At 37.5% G+C, this 18,681-nt stretch carries 20 protein-coding genes and 9 tRNA genes; all 29 read left to right on the top strand.

Annotated elements, in window-relative coordinates; all coding sequences use genetic code 11:
* Positions 1-482: 482 nt before the first annotated feature.
* The 29 genes from AZF08_RS07595 to AZF08_RS07465 all read left to right on the top strand — a co-directional run bounded on the left by AZF08_RS07595 (position 483) and on the right by AZF08_RS07465 (position 18,493).
* Entirely contained in the window at positions 483-992 is a 510-nt protein-coding gene (locus AZF08_RS07595; RefSeq protein ID WP_153019492.1) for a helix-turn-helix domain-containing protein, read from the top strand.
* 313 nt (positions 993-1,305) lie between these two features.
* Positions 1,306-1,698: a hypothetical protein gene (locus AZF08_RS07590; protein ID WP_033675069.1), complete on the top strand. Its 393-nt coding sequence runs from the start codon at positions 1,306-1,308 to the stop codon at positions 1,696-1,698.
* Positions 1,699-1,818: 120 nt separating this feature from the next.
* Entirely contained in the window at positions 1,819-2,013 is a 195-nt protein-coding gene (locus AZF08_RS07585) for a hypothetical protein (protein WP_033675068.1), read from the top strand.
* The gene (locus tag AZF08_RS07580; protein ID WP_033675067.1) at positions 2,010-3,044 is read left to right on the top strand and encodes a hypothetical protein; all 1,035 of its coding nucleotides are present in this window, start codon (positions 2,010-2,012) and stop codon (positions 3,042-3,044) included. The genes AZF08_RS07585 and AZF08_RS07580 overlap by 4 nt, the downstream gene beginning before the upstream one ends.
* 199 nt (positions 3,045-3,243) lie before the next feature.
* Positions 3,244-3,341, top strand: a tRNA-His gene (locus tag AZF08_RS29720).
* A gap of 75 nt (positions 3,342-3,416) precedes the next feature.
* On the top strand, positions 3,417-3,701 hold the full coding sequence (locus AZF08_RS07575) for an HU family DNA-binding protein (protein WP_033675066.1): 285 nt from the start codon (positions 3,417-3,419) through the stop codon (positions 3,699-3,701).
* 298 nt (positions 3,702-3,999) lie between these two features.
* Positions 4,000-4,076: transfer RNA gene (locus tag AZF08_RS07570), tRNA-Asn, on the top strand.
* A 218-nt stretch (positions 4,077-4,294) separates the two neighbouring features.
* Positions 4,295-4,370, top strand: a tRNA-Asp gene (locus tag AZF08_RS07565).
* Positions 4,371-4,401: 31 nt separating this feature from the next.
* The gene (locus AZF08_RS07560) at positions 4,402-4,677 is read left to right on the top strand and encodes a hypothetical protein (protein WP_033675065.1); all 276 of its coding nucleotides are present in this window, start codon (positions 4,402-4,404) and stop codon (positions 4,675-4,677) included.
* A 6-nt stretch (positions 4,678-4,683) separates the two neighbouring features.
* The gene (locus tag AZF08_RS07555) at positions 4,684-5,028 is read left to right on the top strand and encodes a hypothetical protein (protein ID WP_153019491.1); all 345 of its coding nucleotides are present in this window, start codon (positions 4,684-4,686) and stop codon (positions 5,026-5,028) included.
* Positions 5,029-5,197: 169 nt separating this feature from the next.
* A tRNA-Ser gene (locus AZF08_RS07550) sits at positions 5,198-5,287 on the top strand.
* 6 nt (positions 5,288-5,293) lie between these two features.
* Positions 5,294-5,369, top strand: a tRNA-Gln gene (locus tag AZF08_RS29715).
* Positions 5,370-5,374: 5 nt separating this feature from the next.
* Positions 5,375-5,462: transfer RNA gene (locus tag AZF08_RS07545), tRNA-Ser, on the top strand.
* A gap of 101 nt (positions 5,463-5,563) precedes the next feature.
* A tRNA-Pro gene (locus AZF08_RS07540) sits at positions 5,564-5,635 on the top strand.
* A 67-nt stretch (positions 5,636-5,702) separates the two neighbouring features.
* A tRNA-Gly gene (locus tag AZF08_RS07535) sits at positions 5,703-5,774 on the top strand.
* A 163-nt stretch (positions 5,775-5,937) separates the two neighbouring features.
* A tRNA-Tyr gene (locus AZF08_RS07530) sits at positions 5,938-6,024 on the top strand.
* A gap of 479 nt (positions 6,025-6,503) precedes the next feature.
* Positions 6,504-6,926 carry a hypothetical protein gene (locus AZF08_RS07525; protein WP_033675063.1) on the top strand — a complete coding sequence of 141 codons (423 nt, stop codon included), beginning with the start codon at positions 6,504-6,506 and terminating at the stop codon, positions 6,924-6,926.
* A 59-nt stretch (positions 6,927-6,985) separates the two neighbouring features.
* Complete coding sequence (locus AZF08_RS07520) at positions 6,986-7,819, top strand: hypothetical protein (protein WP_033675062.1); 834 nt, start codon at positions 6,986-6,988, stop codon at positions 7,817-7,819.
* A complete protein-coding gene (locus tag AZF08_RS07515; RefSeq protein ID WP_033675060.1) occupies positions 7,819-9,546 on the top strand; it encodes a terminase large subunit domain-containing protein in 1,728 nt (575 codons plus the stop codon). The genes AZF08_RS07520 and AZF08_RS07515 overlap by 1 nt, the downstream gene beginning before the upstream one ends.
* Positions 9,547-9,787: 241 nt before the next feature.
* On the top strand, positions 9,788-11,047 hold the full coding sequence (locus AZF08_RS07510; protein ID WP_235190056.1) for a hypothetical protein: 1,260 nt from the start codon (positions 9,788-9,790) through the stop codon (positions 11,045-11,047).
* Between the two features lie 18 nt (positions 11,048-11,065).
* On the top strand, positions 11,066-12,556 hold the full coding sequence (locus AZF08_RS07505) for a hypothetical protein (RefSeq protein WP_051725781.1): 1,491 nt from the start codon (positions 11,066-11,068) through the stop codon (positions 12,554-12,556).
* A gap of 36 nt (positions 12,557-12,592) precedes the next feature.
* The gene (locus AZF08_RS07500) at positions 12,593-13,045 is read left to right on the top strand and encodes a hypothetical protein (RefSeq protein ID WP_033675058.1); all 453 of its coding nucleotides are present in this window, start codon (positions 12,593-12,595) and stop codon (positions 13,043-13,045) included.
* 69 nt (positions 13,046-13,114) lie between these two features.
* Positions 13,115-14,104, top strand: coding sequence for a hypothetical protein (locus tag AZF08_RS07495; protein WP_033675056.1), 990 nt, complete (start codon positions 13,115-13,117; stop codon positions 14,102-14,104).
* A gap of 134 nt (positions 14,105-14,238) precedes the next feature.
* Positions 14,239-14,874 (top strand): hypothetical protein, encoded by a 636-nt coding sequence (locus tag AZF08_RS07490; protein ID WP_033675054.1) that lies wholly within the window; start codon positions 14,239-14,241, stop codon positions 14,872-14,874.
* 11 nt (positions 14,875-14,885) lie between these two features.
* Entirely contained in the window at positions 14,886-15,320 is a 435-nt protein-coding gene (locus tag AZF08_RS07485) for a hypothetical protein (protein WP_033675052.1), read from the top strand.
* 2 nt (positions 15,321-15,322) lie between these two features.
* The gene (locus AZF08_RS07480; protein WP_033675050.1) at positions 15,323-16,333 is read left to right on the top strand and encodes a hypothetical protein; all 1,011 of its coding nucleotides are present in this window, start codon (positions 15,323-15,325) and stop codon (positions 16,331-16,333) included.
* A 14-nt stretch (positions 16,334-16,347) separates the two neighbouring features.
* Positions 16,348-16,872 (top strand): hypothetical protein, encoded by a 525-nt coding sequence (locus AZF08_RS07475; RefSeq protein WP_033675048.1) that lies wholly within the window; start codon positions 16,348-16,350, stop codon positions 16,870-16,872.
* A gap of 17 nt (positions 16,873-16,889) precedes the next feature.
* Positions 16,890-17,657 (top strand): hypothetical protein, encoded by a 768-nt coding sequence (locus AZF08_RS07470; protein ID WP_033675046.1) that lies wholly within the window; start codon positions 16,890-16,892, stop codon positions 17,655-17,657.
* A gap of 77 nt (positions 17,658-17,734) precedes the next feature.
* The gene (locus tag AZF08_RS07465) at positions 17,735-18,493 is read left to right on the top strand and encodes a hypothetical protein (protein ID WP_033675044.1); all 759 of its coding nucleotides are present in this window, start codon (positions 17,735-17,737) and stop codon (positions 18,491-18,493) included.
* Positions 18,494-18,681: the final 188 nt, after the last annotated feature.

The raw sequence follows: 18,681 nt of genomic DNA, 5'->3' as shown, positions 1-18,681 counted from the left end.
AACTATGAGAGGATGGGGCGTTTGCTCTATTTCCGTATCAATTTGTATAAATCCATTCTAGCAGACTTGAAAACTCTTGACAAGTAGGGTTTGTCCACATGTGGATAAATAGCTTGATTTTTGGCGAAAAATTAACTCGCATATAATAGAAGGAATTGCAATGTTTTCGTTTAATCGTATTTTTTTACATTAAACAAAACCATTGCAATTTTTTATGAAGTATTGTAGGATGGAAAACGAGACGATTATCGTCTCAAATTGGTACTGGTTATTAAACAAAACCATTGCAATGAATATGCAGGAGGGGTGTTATGGAAAAGGAGGTAAAGAATCTTTACATAGATATATGTAATGAATTCATGAAAGAAAGCCAACATAGCACTCAAGATAAGTTTGTATATATGATATTGAAAAGCATGTCTTTCTCAAACAACAAGTCATATAATGGTATAGCACCATTTAGTACAGAGGTGGTCTTGAGCATGGTTGGCTTTAGCTTAAACTCTAAAAACAAGAATTCCATTAAAGAATCTGTAGACAATTTAATTGAAGCAGGGATGATTGAGGTTTATGCTGACTTTCTAGGAACAGTCGTAGTTGATTGTATCCAGTTGTCAAAGACGTACTTTGTAAGAGTTAATGACGAGAAGCCTAGTCAGTATACAAGGATTTATATGAAGGAAGCTTATAAGATAATGACACTAGATGACAAGAACAAAGCCAAGATGTTCGTAGTGTTCATGGAGATAGTCTCTTACATATATGTAAATGAGAAATCGCCACACTATTGCTTTCCTAATATAGAGACACTTGAAGAATGTACAGGAGTCAATCGCAAAACAATTATGAAATACGTCCAACAGTTACATGAAAATGAAATCCTTTACCACCAAACATATAAGAAGGGTAAAGGTAAAGATAAGAACGTATATAGTAGATGGGACGATAAACAACATGCTATCGACTACATTACATCAGAACTGAATAACTAAAATCCAAATTGAGACGATTATCGTCTCAGATTTCAGAGCCAGAGAAAATTGAGACGATAATCGTCTCAGATTGGATTTTTACCAGTACCATTTTGAGACGATTATCGTCTCAATTAGGGACTGTAAAAAGAGGAGAGAATTTAAGAAGAGGACACGAAAGTAAAAAGATGAGAGATAAGAGCGCCCCACGGTTCGTGCGCCCTTGGACTTCTGACTTTGGGCTTTCCTTCCTTTATAAAGAACGCTACGATTGACTGTAACACTACTACAGTGTTATACTGAATCCACAAGTTAATCAAACGGAGGAATACAAATGGGTTTAGAACTAGAACACTTAAGGCTAAAGGATATTGTAAGGAGAGCCGAGATTAAACGCATCGCAGAAAACCTTTCTAAAAGAGAACTATGTTATGCATTTAAAATAAATTATACCTACTATAATAACTGTGTGACAATGAGAGACCTTCCAAGTCCACAGATGGTACAAATGCTTGAAGAATATTTAAAGACACAAACATTACAAGTTTATAAATTAGTGTTTGAATATAGAAGTTCAGATGTATTTGTTGGTAATAGAAGTTCTGATAAATTTGTGAAAAGGGAAGGTAAGTGGAAAGAAAACTTCCATCGTAGTACAGGTGTTGAAGATGGCGACTATGAAAAGTACGTAAAAGAGATGAGAGAGAATGATATACTCGAAGATTAAAGAGCCTTTACATACGGTTCTTTAATTCTTCTATTAAACAAAACCATTGCAATTTAATGGTTTTGTTGATATAATGATTTCAAAACACAAACACTAAACACAGAAAGAGGATAGGCAACTATGAAAGGTATGGGCAGTTACACACCATTTGAAAGAGAGTTAGGACACTACAGCAATGATGAAATGAATGAATTGTATCTAAGTGGCAAGTTAGATGCAATGTATGATGACTTCGAAAGAACAGGCAGTGTCCCAGATAAACCAAAAGGCAAACGAGGCAAAGGTAAAAAGAGAAAAGGAGTTGCATTAACGTGAAATACTTTACAAGTGAAATAGAAGGAAAGAAGCTGGTGGACTTTCAGAAGTACGATGCTTCTATTACAAAGTTTGATGATAGATTAGAACTGGTTACTGGATTACTAAATAATGAGGATGGTAGTCTGCATGATTTCATAACTACTTACTTTGCAGAATACTATGATGCTAGTCCAACTCAAAAAGGATGGATGGCAGAGCAGGATGCTGTATGTAAAACATTAGAATTACTTGGTACATACTTACTGAATGCAAAGGATATTGAATCAAGTCGTAAAATTGTATATCGATTCTGGAAGTCTCAACGAGAGTTTAACAACTATAAAGAATCACAAAACATCAATACATCTACACTGCAAGCAGGTATGGAAGAGGGAGTAGAGGTAATAGATATGTTCTTCTCCCCAAACGACCAGAACTACAGAATGGATGATAGCCAAAAGCTTTATGCTAAAGACATTAGAGAGATTAAGGAAATTGCTAATCTGCAAGACAGTATTGATATGATGAAACAGGATTCATATAAAAAGAGACTAGCAGAACGCATCGACAAAATGCTTCCTAATATAGTAGATGAAAAAGACAGAGAAGCTTTGAAGAAGATTAGAAGAAACGTAGATATCTATGTTAATAGATGGATTAAAGATATGGCTGACAATCAAGTCTTAATTAAAGAAGCTATCAAGAAGCCAATCAGATTCAGAAATACTGGCAGTAGCCAAGGTAGAGCCTTAACTAACTCCATTGAACTAGATGATGAAAAGGTTGTTGGAGCATTGATTTCTCATTATGAAAAGGTAGACATGACATCTGATATTGGTCTTTTAATAGAAGAATTAGATAAGGTACTTGTTGATATCGACACGCTAAATGAAGAGGAATCAATGGTTTTAAACCTGTTCTTAAAGGGCTATACTAGAGAGCGCATTGTTAAGGAATATGATATTCCACAGTACAAGATGACTCGTATCATTAAAAGAATTGGCAAAAAGGTGTCTAAGCATTACGTAGAGAAAAACAAGGGTTTATAGACCATCGAAAAAACTTTTTAAAAAAATTAATAAAAAAGTGCAACTATCGAGGCAGTTACTGCTATATATATTGTAGGGGTTAAACAAAACCATTGCAAAACTACCTACAAGTCATAATAATTGCCTCCTTAGTCAATTTATTATATTCCCCAATCACACAGTCAAACTAAGCTATCAACGGTAGCTTAGTTTTTTCATGTTCGAAGTAGCTTAATTGGGAAAGCGACCAGTAGTGAACTGGTAATTATATAAGTCGTTTGAGACGAACAGATGTGGGTTCGATTCCTACCTTCGAGCGCTAAAACAAAAACATTAAAATTATTAAAACAAACATTTTATTAAATGTGAGTGAGAAAGAGGGAAAAAGATATTATGTTAAAACAAGATGTAGTAGTTGCAGTACAAGCAGAACTTAAGGAAACACACGAAATTGAGGCTTCTCAAAAAGTAGTTAAAGCACACGTTGACGCTTTAGAAACTGTAGTAGTTAATGCTTTAAAAGCAGGCGAAGATGTTAAACTTAAAGGCTTCGTAGATTTCACAACTAAAGAAGTTGAAGCTCGCACAGCGAAGAATCCTAAGACTGGTGAACCAGTTGAAGTTCCTGCACACCGTAAAGCAACAGCAACTTTATCAAAAACAATTCGTAAATTCTAATTTAACTTTTAGTTAGACTTATTCTTTTAGAGAGTTATGTGTAGCGCATAACTCTCCTTTAACATGGTTCGTGTAGCATAAGTAAAATGCAAGGGAGGCATCCCTTATCTTGGTTCAAATCCAAGCACAGCCCAATATTATTGTTCCTCCTAACAAAATATATTGTTCGTTGATTTACCTTATATCTACATTGACGGATGTAGATGAATAGGAAGTGTGCGCAGAGGGTAACGGCAACCCTTTGCAAATCCTCCTTTTCAAGTGAAAGTGTGAAGATGCGCCAACATCTTCAACTACTGTTCCTGTAGCTCAGTTGGTTAGAGCAGTCGCCTGTTAAGCGAAAGGTCGTAGGTTCAAGTCCTACTTGGAACGCCATTATGTTCTGTGAAGGTCAGCGATATTGAAAGGTTCGAGTAATCCCAAAGGGATAGAAAGGGTCAAGTATTTATCATGTGGGTTCGACTCCCACCTACAGAACTCCATATTATGGGCATTGCCCACCAAATTTATCACACATTATTTTTTTCATAGTTAATGAAATACCTCCTACCTCCTTGGCTCAGAGCCTACGACACTCTGAGCCTTTTAATCATGGGGCTGTAGAACAGCGGAGTGTTCGTCTGCCTGTCACGCAGAAGGTCGTGGGTTCGAATCCCATCAGCCTCGCCATATAAATTTTACTGAGAGAGTGGGGAATTAAGTGAATTACTTAAAAACAATTTTGATGGCATTATTAGGAAAGTATGCTAAAGCACATTCGAAAGAAATTGCTAAAGCACAAAAATGGATTGACTCAGCACAATCATCATTTGCTACTGCTTTAGAAGAAGCTGAACTGTCTGAAAAGAAAGTTGATGCAGTTATCGAGGAAGCACAAGCAAAAATCGCTGAATTAGAAAATGTGATTCGTGAAGCAGAAGCTAAGAAATCACAAGCAGTATCATTTAAAAACAAAATTAATGAGTTCTTAAAATAAAACTATATGAGTGAGAGAGAGGAAATAACTATGTTTGGAAGTAATGGATTAGGTATGTTTGGTACAGGAATGAAGAGCGCACGAGTAGCAGACCAGATTGATGCACAGGTGAATTCTGGTAGATTAACTATTCAAAACGCTAATATGGCAGTTCAACAATTGGATTACATTGAGAGTCAACTTACTCAAATGGCTTCTATGTTACAGCAAGAAGTTCCAATGATTGCTATGCAATTCCAAAATTTGGTACAACAAATTAATAATAATCAAGGTCAAGTAGTAAATGCATTGAAACAAGCTGATACAATCTTTGCTAGTATCGACCAATTAACTGATAAGATTCAGAACTAGGAGGATATCTACTATGACAACAAAACGTAGACCACGACCAAGTTCACCATCACCATCACCAATTATCATCTATGATACTGGAAGCGATTCTGGTTCATGTGACTCTGGTAGCTTTGGCAGCTGTGATTAATAATTTTAATTAGACAAGCCCTAGCAATAGGGCTTTTATAGAGGGTTACTCAAGCGGTTAAGAGACTAGTCTTGAAAACTAGCAGGGGTGTAAAAGCCTGCGTGGGTTCGAATCCCACACCCTCTGCCACATTATTTCGGTGTAGACAAATTGGTAAAGTCGCTAGGCTTTGACCCTAGAGCGTGGAAGGGGTCGACCCCTTCCACCGAAGCTTATGGAAAGGTACTCAAGTTGGTTAAGAGGACTGTTTGCTAAACAGTTAGCACTATTATTAGTGGCGCAGGTTCGAGTCCTGTCTTTTCCTTATCTAAGGCACATAGGCTAACGCCAATGTCGCCAGTGCTTAATTGCACATTTTCAAATGACATGTCTGAGGGGAATGTTGAATAACGCTCGCCTCTTTATGTGGGTGTAGGCTAGAGGTCAGTCACTGCATTTGGGATGCAGGCAACGCAGGTTCGAATCCTGCCACCCGCCTTTGATAGTCTCCAACTATCTTTTTATTTTTAATACGTTGATTTTGGGAGTAGGTCACTCCCTCCACGGGATATTCGTATAGAGGTTATTATCTCTGGCTTCCAACCAGATGACAAGGGTTCGATTCCCTTATACCCCTTTTACCTTAGTGTAATTCGATTTGACAGTTTACTACCTCATCAAAAGGTAACTAGATGAGCCTTGCTGTGAAGGCACTGCTAATTCGTAGTAGTGGAAAAGAATGGTCTGACACAGAAGATATCCCACAAGAAGATTCCTTTTCTTGTTTGTTACCGCCACATGGGCGAGTATGCAAATTGGTGAAGCAAGCGGTCTGTAAAACCGTGACGTAAGAGACATTGCAGGTTCAAATCCTGCCTTTCCCACCACTATTATGGGCTTACCTGCCCTCCGAGAATTTGACAATTTAATATGAATGAAGATTGGCTCAAGAAGCCATTAATGACAGGTCAAAAGTGACCAATCTTGGATTGTCCAAGGACACCAAGACATGACAGCTTGCTACAGTGCGGCAGGGTGTGTGAAGACACATCACCATTGCCTCCTTTGTGTTAGTGTTATTTATTTTAGTTGCACTCGTTATCTCGCAAAATCCTTTTTGCCTTGTTGTGAAGTTTTTATAACTTCACACAGCCTAACGCACTGTAGTTCGCACCCAACTTTGAGAGAGAGGGCAAGAATATATGGAACAAAATCTATTGAATAATTTCGCTTACATCCAGAACAAGATTGACGAAATTACACAAACAAAAAATATAGACATTAAGCAAATCTCTGATTTACAACGATATACAGAGATGCAAAAGAATATCACTTATTCATTATTCCTATTAAGAGGTGCTAAGTGATGGAACAGTATCAAGTAAAATCAAACTCTATCGAGAACACTCTAAACCACATTGCTTACCTGTTCAATGGTCATAACTTTGGTGAAACTCATCAAGATTTAACCATTGTATTAGATAGACGTGATGCGCTTGAGTTGCTAAAAGATATCAATACGTCAGGTTATGAGGAAGTCTCTATTAAAACAGAAGGTGAATATCTTATCATCTCTTCTAGTGTAGAATGCTCAGCATTCTTTGTTGAAAATATCTATACAGAAGATGGAAGAATTAAACTTCATGAAACTGACATCTTGATTCTACCGTACTACTTACCGCAAGCAATTAGAGAGAAATTTTTGAAAAAAGGCGACTGCCTTAAAGTAATAGAACTTACACGACCAACTGATATTTATCAGTCATTGGTTGAAATTATCAATAAATAACAACTGCAGGAAGGGCGACAACCCTTCCTTTTAACGTGTTTCATTTAAGGGGTGATACGATGGCGAAAACGACATCAGAAAAGAAAACCTGTTTGAAATGCGGTAATGACTATGCGGTATCTAGCTTCTATTCTCATAGAAACTCATTGATTAATGAGAGATTTGGATTCTGTAAAAAGTGTGTAAGGGAGAATGTCAATCTTGATGACATGAACACACTGTATGATTTTCTACGAACAATGGATATTCCTTATCTCAAGGAATTCTGGAGGATGGCTAACGAAGCCAATACAGAAACAATAGGAACATACTTGAAGAACTTAAACTCGCTTAAACAGAATAAGGAGTTAAGATTCAAGGACAGTGACGATATCACTGGAAAGACTAACAAAGCTGAACTTGTTGACATTGACTATGATGACTTCGAATTAACCGATGCCATAGTTAAAAAATGGGGTAGAAACCTCGAACTAGAAGATTATATCTTCCTTGAAGAAGAGTTCACAGCCTTGGGTGGAGAATTCGCAGAAGATGCGTTCCAAGAAAGACTCTTCAAGAACATGGCTACAACTCAGTGGATGGCGAACAAAGCCAAAGAAGATGGGGATTCAAACAGATATGAAAAGATGATGAAGACCTTATCCACACAGATGCAGGATGCAAACATTAAGCCAGTTCAAGTTAAATCAGCATCACAAGATGGTGCATTAGCAAGTTGGGGAGAATGGATTCGACTCATTGAGGATAAAGAGCCAATCTCAGAACAGCAGGAAGAGTTTAAAGATGTTGATGGTATCCATAAGTATGTTGAACGATGGTTCATTGTACAGATGCAACGTGTCTTTGGAAGAATCAAAGACGAAGACATCAAGAAGCTCGATGGTGAAGACTAATGGCTGTTAAAAAGAAGAAAACCCAACCACAAGACAAATTAAGACAAGGCTTCAAAATATGGACAGCCTTTTATAGAGCAAATCCTCACAGGTTTGCCAAGGATTACTTAGGAGTTAACTTATTCCTTTATCAGAAGCTGTTACTTTGGGCTATGAACAAGTACAACTTCTTTATGTATATCGCCGCCAGAGGGCAAGGTAAATCCTACCTAATCGCTTTATACTGCGTTATAAGAGCAATCCTGTACCCTAGTTCTAACATTGTTTTAGCTAGTGGAACAAAAGGACAAGCTCGATTAATTATCACTGAAAAGATATTGAAGCTCAAGAACGACTCGGCAAATGTCGCCAGAGAGATAGCAGAGTTTAAGACTAGTGCAAACGAGACCTATGTTCTATTTACAAATGGTTCTAAGATAACCGCCGTACCTTCATCGGATAACGCTAGGGGTTACAGGGCAAATATATTAATAGTTGACGAGTTTCGTTTAATTTCAAAAAAGACTATTGACGAGATATTAAAGCCATTCCTTAACGTAAACAGAACACCTCCTTATCTACAAAACCCAAAATATGCTCATCTATCAGAAGAGAATAAAGAGATTTATATTTCTTCAGCTTGGTATAAAAACCATTGGATATGGGATTCCTTTAAATCTTATCTAAATGGGATGCTCGCAGGGAAGGATTACTTCGTTGCAGTTTTACCATGGCAACTTTCTGTTTTCCATAGACTACTTTCTAAGAAGCGTGTAGAACAGCAAAGAACAGAAGAAGACTTTGACGAGATGTCTTGGGCGATGGAATATGAGGCTCTCTTCGTAGGCGAAAATGAAAATGCCTACTTTAAATTGGATGATATCCAGAAGTGTAGAACTCTTCCAAAAGCATTCTATCCACCAACGGATAGAGATTTTGTTGAGGCTAAAGGTACTCGTAAGAAACTATCAAACATGCCTAAACAAGCAGGCGAAATAAGAATAGTTTCTATGGATATAGCGTTAATGGGTTCTAACAAATCTGTTAAAAATGATACAACTGCATTCACTCTTATGAGACTACTACCAGAAGGTGACGAGTTTAGAAGAGATGTAGTTTATATGGAAAGCTTATCTGGACAGCACTCAGAATTACAGGCTATTCGCTTAAAGCAACTATACTATGATTTCGAAGGTGACTATGTAGCTATGGATACCAACGGAAATGGTATAGCAGTCTTTGATTCTTGTACAAAAATTCTCTACGACAAAGCTAGAGATGTAGAGTATCCTGCTTGGACAGTTATCAATGATGAGACTATGGATGATAGGAAAATGGATAAGAATGCTATTCCTCTAATCTACTCAATCAAAGCTAACTCAGAAATTAACCACAAGGTTGCTACTGGTCTAAAAAGCGCATTCGAGAAACAAAAAATCAGACTTCTTATGAATGATATTGAAGCAAAAGAAGATTTGATTGAATCAAAAGGCTATCTGAAAAAATCAGAAGAAGAAAAGGTTTACTTGCTTAAACCATATGTACAGGCTACTGCATTAACCAACGAACTCGTAAACCTTATTTACAGAGTTGTTAGTGGATATATCAAAATCGAAGAAGTGGGAACAACCACTAAAGATAGATATTCATCCATTGGATATGGTAACTATGTAGCTACATTATTGGAGCAAGACATTCTTCGTACAAACATGCATGATGACGAGATGTTGGGATTCTGCTTATTCTAAGACAAGGCGGTGAAGTAAGGTAGTGGCGAAACAAAAGAAACATCGTAATAGAAATAGCGATGTAAACAATGACTATGCATATAGAAACTTTGCATCAGCATCAGCTACAGTAAGTGGCTCTGGTTCTAGTGGAAACATTAGGGGTATTAACGAATCTCGTTTAAAACAGATGCTTCAAGACCCTGCCAAGAGTGCATCGCAGGTTGCAGGCTTGTCAAGTGGAATGAAGCAGGTCAATGGTATGTATAAGCGTATCATTAAGTATTTAAGTTCAATCTTAACATACGACCATCTCGTTTATCCTGTTATGGAAAACCCTATTGCATTTGCAGAAGACCCACAGGCTATGCAGATGGCATTCGCACAAACAGCTATCTATATGGACAGGCTGAATCCTAAATTCAACCTTCCTTTATTTACAGAGAAGATGTTCACAAAGGGAATCACATTCCAATACAAGTTGGAAGATTCAAAAGGTGTCGCTTATCAAGAGATGCCTATTAACCTGTGTCGAATTGCTTATATCGAGGATGGCGTTCATCGCTTCCAAATGGATATAACGAAAATTTCAGATACCGCAATTTTAACCTATCCAAAAGAAATACAGTCAGCACACGCATCTTACAAGAACGGTGGTTCTGACAAGTTAATTGATGGTAAATGGTATCAAGTATCTGACAAAGGCGTTGCCTTTACAATCGACCCAGAAGTCCTTTCACAAGGCGGTGTAGCGTTACCACCATTAGCTAACGCAATAGTCGATGCAATCAAAATTGAGAATGCAAAAGACCAAATGGAAGATACAGATAAGTTGGATAACTCTAAAATCATTCACTCTCAAATTCAGACTGATGATAAGGGTAGACCAATAATGGAACTTCCAGTTGTTTTAGAGTATCACAATGCTTTAAAACGAGCGCTTCCTGCAGGTAGCGTAGCCATTACAAATCCATTCGAGACAAAAGGTGTCTCATTAAATGGAACTGGTAAAGATGGTAAGTTTGCTCTGCTAGATAAGACTGTTGATAGTCTATATAAAGGAGCAGGTGTTTCTGGTCAGCTATTCGCTGATGACAACTCTAGCTCACAAGCCTTAGAGCGTTCTATTCAAGTAGATTGCCAATGGCTTTACAGCTTTGTTCTACCTATGTATGCTAACTACTACAACTACGAGTTGAAGAAGGTTGGTAAAAAGGGTGGAATCTGGAAGGCTAAATTCTTAGCAATCTCTTACTTTAATAGAGATGAGGCTATTAAGACAGCTAAAGACCAATTAACTTTTGGTGGTTCTCGCTTAGAATATCTAGCATATACAGGCATGACACCTATAGAAGTTGCTAACATGTTAATCTTTGAACAACGTGTTCTGTCAATTGATGACTTTATGGTTGCTAAACAAACCTCTAACACTCTTAGTGGTGACCCTATGGCAGAGGAAGCAGGAAGACCAGAATCAAAGAATCCCTCCGACACAACAGTTCGAATCAAAGATTCAGAATAGTGAAGGGAGGTGAAACTGGTGGATAAGGATATTTTAAGACTGCCAGTCAAATTTGAACAGGTGAGCAATGTACTGGACGACAGATTTGTTCGTACCAAAATCTACATTGCTCACGAAGGCGAAAATAGAAATCGCTGTATTTTTACTAAAGAGATTCTTGAATCCATGATTCCTTCTCTAGCGAATGTCCCAATTCTTGGCTACATCGCAGTTGACGAACTTGGAAATGATGATTTTAAAGGTCATGAAGAAGCTTTAATGGTAGAAAACAATGAGTTTAAGATTAAGTATCTGGGACATGCATATGGCGTGATTCCAGAAGATAACAACGCTCGTTTTGAGACTCGTTATGGAGAAGATGGGGTTGAACGTGAATATCTCGTTGCCGATGGTATTCTATGGAGAAAGTTCCCAGAGGTTGAAGAAATCTTTGATAGGGATGGTGGCTTTAAGTCACAGTCTATGGAATTACAACATTCAAGCGTTAAGGGATATCAAGATGAACATGGCTTGTTTGTATTTACACAAGCAAAATTCGAAGGATTATGTATCTTAGGTGAAGGCGTTACCCCTGCAATGATTAGCTCGACTATCGAAAAATTCTCATTCGCAGACAAGTTCCAAACTGAATTAAGCGCAATGTTAACTGAGTTTAACGCTCATTTCACAACAACAAGTAAAGAAGGTGAAAAAGTGACTAAAGTTATAGACAATCCAGAAAACACTGAACCTCAAGTTCAAGAACTAGAGGTAACAGAACCTGTAGCTCTTGAGCCAGAGACTGACTTTGCTAAGAAAGCAAAGAAAGATGAGGATGAAGACAAGGATAAAGGGAAAGACTCAGAGACTGACGATGAGACTTCTAATGAAGACCCAGAAGAGCCAGAAACTGAGGATGATGACGAAGATGAGGAAAAAGGCAAGAAAAAGCCTAAAAAATTCTCTCGTACATTCGAACTTTCTCACGATGACATTCGCAGTGGAATCTACAATGCTTTAAGTTCTCACAATGATTTCCAAGATTCTTGGATGTGGGTTTCTAAGGTTTATGATAACCATGCAATCGTTGAAGATGCTGATAGTGGAAAATACTTCAAAGTAAACTATGTGAAACATGAAAACGCTGTTTCTATTGGTGAACATGAAGAGCTATTCCCAATGTTCTTAAGTGCTTCTGAAAAGAATTCTATTGATGCAACTCGCAACAACTTTGAAGCTCTTGAAACAGAAGTAACTAGCTTACGAGAGTTCAAGTCTAATATTGAACTAGCTGAGAAAGAACAAAAGTTATCACAATACTCTGCTTCTCTATCGAAAGAAGAGTTCCAGACTATTAAGGACAATCTAACTAACTTCTCCATGGATGACATCGAGAAAGAAATTGGATTTATGCTTCTTAAGAAAAACCATTTCTCTGCTCAACCAGAGGAAACACACAATCGTGTGCCAGTAACAAACACTGAAAATAGCTTCCAATATGGTGGCTTATCAACTTATTTCTCAAAATAAAAAACTTTTAAAAATCGAAAGGGTGTAAATAATACGATGGCAACTTACGTTAATTTAGACAAAATTAAAGCAACTGCTCATATTGAATCAATCGTAGCAAACGTTGACCTACAAAATGGTCAATTCTTAGAACTAGGTGCATTACAAGCTGATGGAGAGGCTCGTTTAGCAACTCCAAGTGGAGATGTAACAAAAGGATTAGTGTTCCACGCTTCTGTACCATTAACTTATGAAGACCGCACAAACGAATTAGACTTCGTTTTAAAGGCAGGAAAAGAAGGACGTGCTTATGTTTTAGAGACAGGTAATACTATCTCAATCTCTGAATCTGCTGTATCTGGTGGCGCTAAAAAAGGCGACAAAGTAGTTCCTGCTCCAACAGGATTTGCTAAAGCTACTGAAGCTGTTACAGGATTACACGGCGATGTTATTGACATCGAAGTTAATGCTATTGCAGGCAAAATGGTAGTTATCCGTATCACTGCTTAATACCACTTGGTGTTAAGCAAAACCATTAAAAAATACTATAAACTATAAAACAGAAAAAGGTGAATATTTGTGAAAGCAAAAATGACTGACTTACAACGTCTTGTAAAAGATGTATATGAAGGCAAACAAGTAATGTTTAATGAAGTATCTGGTGAAGATGCTATTCGTAATATGATTAACGAGGCTTGCGGTGGAGAGTTCAACTTAAAGAGCTTCCGTGGAGAAAACATGTATCGTGTATTCGCAATCCTTGAAGAAGCTTTAGATGTAAACTTAGGTGTAGTAATCTCTACTCACTTTGACAACTTAGCAGAGGTTAAAAACGTACCATTAGGTGACCAAATCTCATTCAAAGTTGATGACCCATCTCTATTCCGTATCGCACGTATTGCAGGTGGAACGAACGATTTACGCCGTCAAAAATTACTTAACAAACGTTTCACAGTTGAGACTGAGAAATACGGAGTTAAAATCTTTGACGAGCTTGACATGTTCATTGCAGGTCGTATCGATTGGGCAGGTATGATTAACCGTGTAGCTGAGTCATTCGCTCACTTCATGGGAACTAAAATCTACCAAGCTATCGCTGAGTCTTACACTGCGTTAAATGCAACTTATGGTGTAACTGGTACTCTAGCTGACGATGCTTTATTCGATATGGTACAGCACGTTGAAGCTAAATCTGGTAAGAAAGCTGTAATCTTCGGCACTAAGAAAGCACTTCGTAAAGTATCTAAGACTCTTAACTTATCAGACGGCATGAAAGAGAAGATGAACCAAGTTGGTTACATCGACACTGTAAGCGGTACTGACATGTACTTACTTCCACAGGCTCACAAAATTGGCACTGACGAGTTCTTCGTTGATGACAACATGCTTTTAGTAATTCCAGAAGGAGATAAGATTGTAAAAATCCTTATTGAAGGCGAAGCGTACATGCTTGAAACAGCAGGAGCAGGCGACCGTAACGACCAACAAATGGAATACCAAATCCAAAAACAATTTGGTGTAGGTGTAATGCAATCTGCTATCTACGGAATCTACAAGATTTCTGCTTAATCTTTAAACAAAACCATTGAAATGACATTGTCATTGTGATACAATCTATATAAGGGAGGGGAGGAGTACCTAGACGACTCCTTCTTTCCTTTATTAAACAAAACCATTGCAAAAATAGTGGGAGAGTGCAAAAGATGGAAAAACATAACCATTCAAATCGAAGAAATAACAATAGAAATAATCGTCCAGAGTTAAATAAACGAGACGAGAAGCCTCAACGTAGAAAGCGTGTAAATATTGACCGCAATACAGAGGTAATCGTAGTGAATAATGAGCTGTGGCGCTTTGTCTATGACAATCCAAAAATGCAAACAGCATTAGATATGGAAAGTCGTGGGGATGAAGACTATATTACTGTTGGCGACCTTCGTGTAATTCTAAACTCTAACAGAAAGATTTTAGAAGGATTCAGCTTACTGATTACAGAGGTTGTTGGTGGAGAGTATGAATTAGAAGATGTACTTGTTTATCTTGGATTAGATAAGAAGTATGATGAGTATTTCGCTCTTAGTCCAGAGTGGAAACGTGGACAGGTAGACTCGTCTGATATTAAAGAATTCATTCTTAAATCAAATACACAAAAATTCAAGCACGTCATGGAAACTTCCGATTCGAAGCTAGTTAAGAAGATTATCGAAACTGCTGTAGGTCTATTTAAACTTGGTGAATTTGGTGACTACCAAAAGATGCAGGTTATTAGAAAGCATGTTGGTGACGAAATCTTCGAAGATGCTGAAGCGACAGAGGTTGACGAAGACTTAAGAATCTAGGAGGTGTTGCAATGGCGACATCTTTCATGTCTATTAACAGGAAGTTCCTAGGAATGATAGATGACTACACATTGAAACTTGTCTCTGACGAGGAATTGAATGAAGTCCTCTTTGGTTATCTTGATGAAGCTAGAAGCCTACACTTTCCACAGTGTACCAAGAATTTGGAATTAATCACTGAGGAAAATGGTGTAGGTGAGTTTCATGAAGACTTAACTACACAGGAACAGCACATCTTAGCATTAGGGATGAAGAAGGCATGGTTGTCTTCTAAGTTATATAATGCAGATTTAATGAGCAAAGAAATTGGTGACAGAGACTATAAAGCTGTGCAGGGTACAGGATATCTTAAAGAAATATCAAAGATTGATGAAAAGCTTAAAGATGAAATTCGTGAGTACGCTGTTTCTTACACTTACAAAGACTTCTCGTTAGAGGGGTGGTAAGAGTGAGTTACTCAACATTTAGAAGTCGAATGGATGCCAAAGGTGGAACTCGATATGAGAGAAATTTCAAGAAAATGTCGAGGTCTTTTGAATTATGGTTTGAGAATACTCTTGCAAAGGAAGAGGTTGAAATTGATGGCGTAAAACAATTCGCAGTAATCAATGACCAAAACCAAAACAACAATAAAGACTTGTCAGATGATAAGTATATGGTTGTAAAGAATGAGAGTAATTTAAAAGTTGGTTCAATTATGAAGTGGCGAGAAAGAGAATGGTTAATATTCTCTGATGAAGAAAAGTCTGTTCCAACTCATAAGCAAACCAAAATCAGACCATCAAATGGAAGAATCAAGTGGATGATTGATGGTAAGGTCAGTGGAAAAGATGGCGATGGTCATCCTGCTGTAATCAAGAACAATACATTATATACACTTGGTCTTAGTACATCTGGTCATCACTCATGGATTGTAAACGCTAAAATGTTAATGTACATGCAAGACAATCCACAGACGAGGTCAATTAAACTTGGTCAAAGGGTATTCATTAGTGGAGCTGTATATCAAGTCATGTTTAAGGAATGGATGTCTCGTAATGGGATGATTCAGTTCTTACTTGAGGAAGACTTTGTAGACCCAACTAGGGACAATGTCGAACTTGGTATTGCAGATTACTATATTAATGGAGAAAAGCCATCTACTGGTGAGGAAGAAAAGCCAAATCCTATAGAGAAAACGTTGGTTATCACTGGTTCTGATAAAGCCAAGATTGGTTCTACTGTGAAATATGAAGCTAGTGTCTATGAAAATGGTCAGCTCGTGCCAGAAGAAGGTGTTACTGAGTGGACTGTCATGGATGATAGCGCAATAGCAACGATTGTTGAACAAAGTACAAAAGGCATTTCTATTAGAATTGTATCCAACTTCCAAAAGGTTGGTTCGCAGATTACTATCGTTGGCAAAACAGCAGATGGTGTACTTGCTTCTAAGGCGGTAAAAATTATTAGTCCATATTAAGAGAGGGTGATTAGATGACAAAGTCTGTAAAGAATCGTGGAGAGTCTGCTATCCAAAAGATACCTCAGTATAAAATGATGATACTGAATAAGATTTTGGAATCTGAAACGCTCACAAAGCTATTACTGTTTAATGAAACAGATGCATTATTTAGGGATATATCTGAAGACCAGAGAATGTCTCTAATGTATGACAGGGTTTATCCATTTAGGTTTGTACCAGACCCTGTTGAAATGAAGAAATCATTTATTACTATAGGTCTTAGTGGATTCAGAAGACTCCAAGAAGGATTTAATATCTATGACGACTATCAAGCAGGGGAAGTATATTTTTATATTTTCACGCACACTGACTTAATGAAAACAGACAGTGGAATTCGTCAAGATTTAATGTTAGGTGAAATCGAGAAACTATTTGAAGGTGCAACAGATATTGGCAACATGGGTAAGTTGAAACTTCGATATGCCAACGAATTATGGTTTCACAATAACAAATTTGGTGGATATACAGTTAGCTTTACTGTATCAGACTTTAGTTAGTCTGGAGGTTATAAGAGATGACTGTAGATAAAATGAGAGTATTTATGGGCAGACCAATTCTGGTTGACGAAGATAGCCAGACATATGTCTATCAACCTTCGATGAAAGAGGTTGTAGATATGGGAGAGGACTTGTTCCAATCGTTGATAATGCCCTATATCCTTACGACAGATGCTGTCTTCACTGGCGCTGACAATGAGGAAGAACTTGTTAGAAAATGGAGTATCTTCGAACTGTTCTTCTTAAAAGGAGACGAAGGTACTACCATTCTAGACAAGGCAGTTTTCAATAGTGAAGGTGCATTAGAAGTGTTAAAACACAGCCTGTCCTATTTCCTTAGAGCAGATGATATTAAAGTCCTTGAAAAGAGACAGAAAATCGTTGTAAACAAATCTTATCTTATTGATAAGAATGAGTTTGAAAATCTAAGAAAGGTTATCCAAGGTGTCTTAGGTCGAAAGGACATTGAGGTTGAAAAGCCTCCTAAGAATATGACCAAGAGACAGAAAGATATCTGGGAGAAGCTACAAAAGGGTAGAAGAAGAAAGGCTGAAAAGGATGCTGTTCATTTGCAAGATATAGCAAACTATGTATCCTTTGGTGGGACATCATACATCGCTCCAAGAGAGATAGATGAGATGACTTACTTCCAATTCTACAATGCTTACAAAAGTATTATTGGAATGGACACTTATCGTACTGCAATGCAGTACAAACTTAGCGAGAAGTTTGATGTTAAAGATGATATCAAGCACTGGCTAGAAACACTTAAAATCGGAAATTAAAGGTAATCCCTTTAATCACAAATGCAATGTTAAACAAAACCATTGCAAAATAATACAAGAAGAGGTGCATCTATAAGATGGCAATTTACGGAATTAAAGACTGTGCAAACATCACATTGTTTGACAAAGCTACAAACGTACCAGATTTATTCTCTGACTACGCAAACGTTTCTACAAATGAATGGACTTCTGAGCGTACTTTCGCAAAGTCTAAAGGTACTAACGCAATCGCATGGGACTCTGACCGTCAGAGTACATTAAAAGTTGAGATGGAAGTATTCGACCTTAAGTGGATTGCTTTAGTTGCAGGTTCTGAAATCGTAACTGGAGAAACAAACGTTGCAAAACGTGAAATCGTTAAGGTTGGCTCTACTAAGAAAGCTAGTTTAGGTGGCGCACCATTAAAAGGCTCTGTAGCTGTAATTAAAGTTGGCGCTGACGAAGTAGAACATATTGGACAACCTTTAACAGAAGTTGAAACTGCTCCAACTGCTTCTCAATTCTCTGTAACTGGTTCTGACGTTACTTTCGGTACTGATGCTGTAGAAGGAGATGCTTACGCTGTTTACTTCTTAGTAAAAGATACTCAAGCAAAAGTAATCAATATCTCTGCTGATAAGTTCCCTAAAGCTGTTCGTATCGTTGCAGATGCGTTAATCCGTGAGAAAGAATCTGGTAAGGATGAATTCATCCAAATCGAGTACCCAATGGCTCGTCCACAATCTAATTTCACAATCACAATGTCTGCGACTGAACCAACTAAGTTAGAAATCACATTCGACTTGTTCCCAGACAAAAACAAAAACATGGCTACTTACAAAATCATTGGTGAGTAATTAGCTGACAAAAGGGGGCTGTTTTCTCACAAGAGGCGACAGTCTCCTTTTTTTTGTATCTAAAAAAAATAGTTATTAAAATCACGATTTTATTAGATAAGTAGGGTTGACCAATCCTACTTATAATAGTATAATTAACTAGAACAAAACCATTAAAATATATAAGAGATGAGTACTTCTCTTATATT

It is taken from the genome of Bacillus gaemokensis (genome assembly GCF_001590835.1).
In the GTDB taxonomy this organism is placed as follows: Bacteria; Bacillota; Bacilli; order Bacillales; family Bacillaceae_G; genus Bacillus_A; species Bacillus_A gaemokensis.
This window is presented reverse-complemented; position numbering and strand designations above follow the sequence as displayed.

Coding starts and splice junctions, on each gene's coding strand:
- AZF08_RS07500 (WP_033675058.1), top strand. CDS start 12,593: ATGGCAACTTACGTTAATTTAGACAAAATTAAAGCAACTGCTCATATT.
- AZF08_RS07525 (WP_033675063.1), top strand. CDS start 6,504: ATGGAACAGTATCAAGTAAAATCAAACTCTATCGAGAACACTCTAAAC.
- AZF08_RS07515 (WP_033675060.1), top strand. CDS start 7,819: ATGGCTGTTAAAAAGAAGAAAACCCAACCACAAGACAAATTAAGACAA.
- AZF08_RS07590 (WP_033675069.1), top strand. CDS start 1,306: ATGGGTTTAGAACTAGAACACTTAAGGCTAAAGGATATTGTAAGGAGA.
- AZF08_RS07465 (WP_033675044.1), top strand. CDS start 17,735: ATGGCAATTTACGGAATTAAAGACTGTGCAAACATCACATTGTTTGAC.
- AZF08_RS07595 (WP_153019492.1), top strand. CDS start 483: ATGGTTGGCTTTAGCTTAAACTCTAAAAACAAGAATTCCATTAAAGAA.
- AZF08_RS07475 (WP_033675048.1), top strand. CDS start 16,348: ATGACAAAGTCTGTAAAGAATCGTGGAGAGTCTGCTATCCAAAAGATA.
- AZF08_RS07555 (WP_153019491.1), top strand. CDS start 4,684: ATGAGTGAGAGAGAGGAAATAACTATGTTTGGAAGTAATGGATTAGGT.
- AZF08_RS07470 (WP_033675046.1), top strand. CDS start 16,890: ATGACTGTAGATAAAATGAGAGTATTTATGGGCAGACCAATTCTGGTT.
- AZF08_RS07485 (WP_033675052.1), top strand. CDS start 14,886: ATGGCGACATCTTTCATGTCTATTAACAGGAAGTTCCTAGGAATGATA.
- AZF08_RS07490 (WP_033675054.1), top strand. CDS start 14,239: ATGGAAAAACATAACCATTCAAATCGAAGAAATAACAATAGAAATAAT.
- AZF08_RS07520 (WP_033675062.1), top strand. CDS start 6,986: ATGGCGAAAACGACATCAGAAAAGAAAACCTGTTTGAAATGCGGTAAT.
- AZF08_RS07510 (WP_235190056.1), top strand. CDS start 9,788: ATGTATAAGCGTATCATTAAGTATTTAAGTTCAATCTTAACATACGAC.
- AZF08_RS07585 (WP_033675068.1), top strand. CDS start 1,819: ATGAAAGGTATGGGCAGTTACACACCATTTGAAAGAGAGTTAGGACAC.
- AZF08_RS07575 (WP_033675066.1), top strand. CDS start 3,417: ATGTTAAAACAAGATGTAGTAGTTGCAGTACAAGCAGAACTTAAGGAA.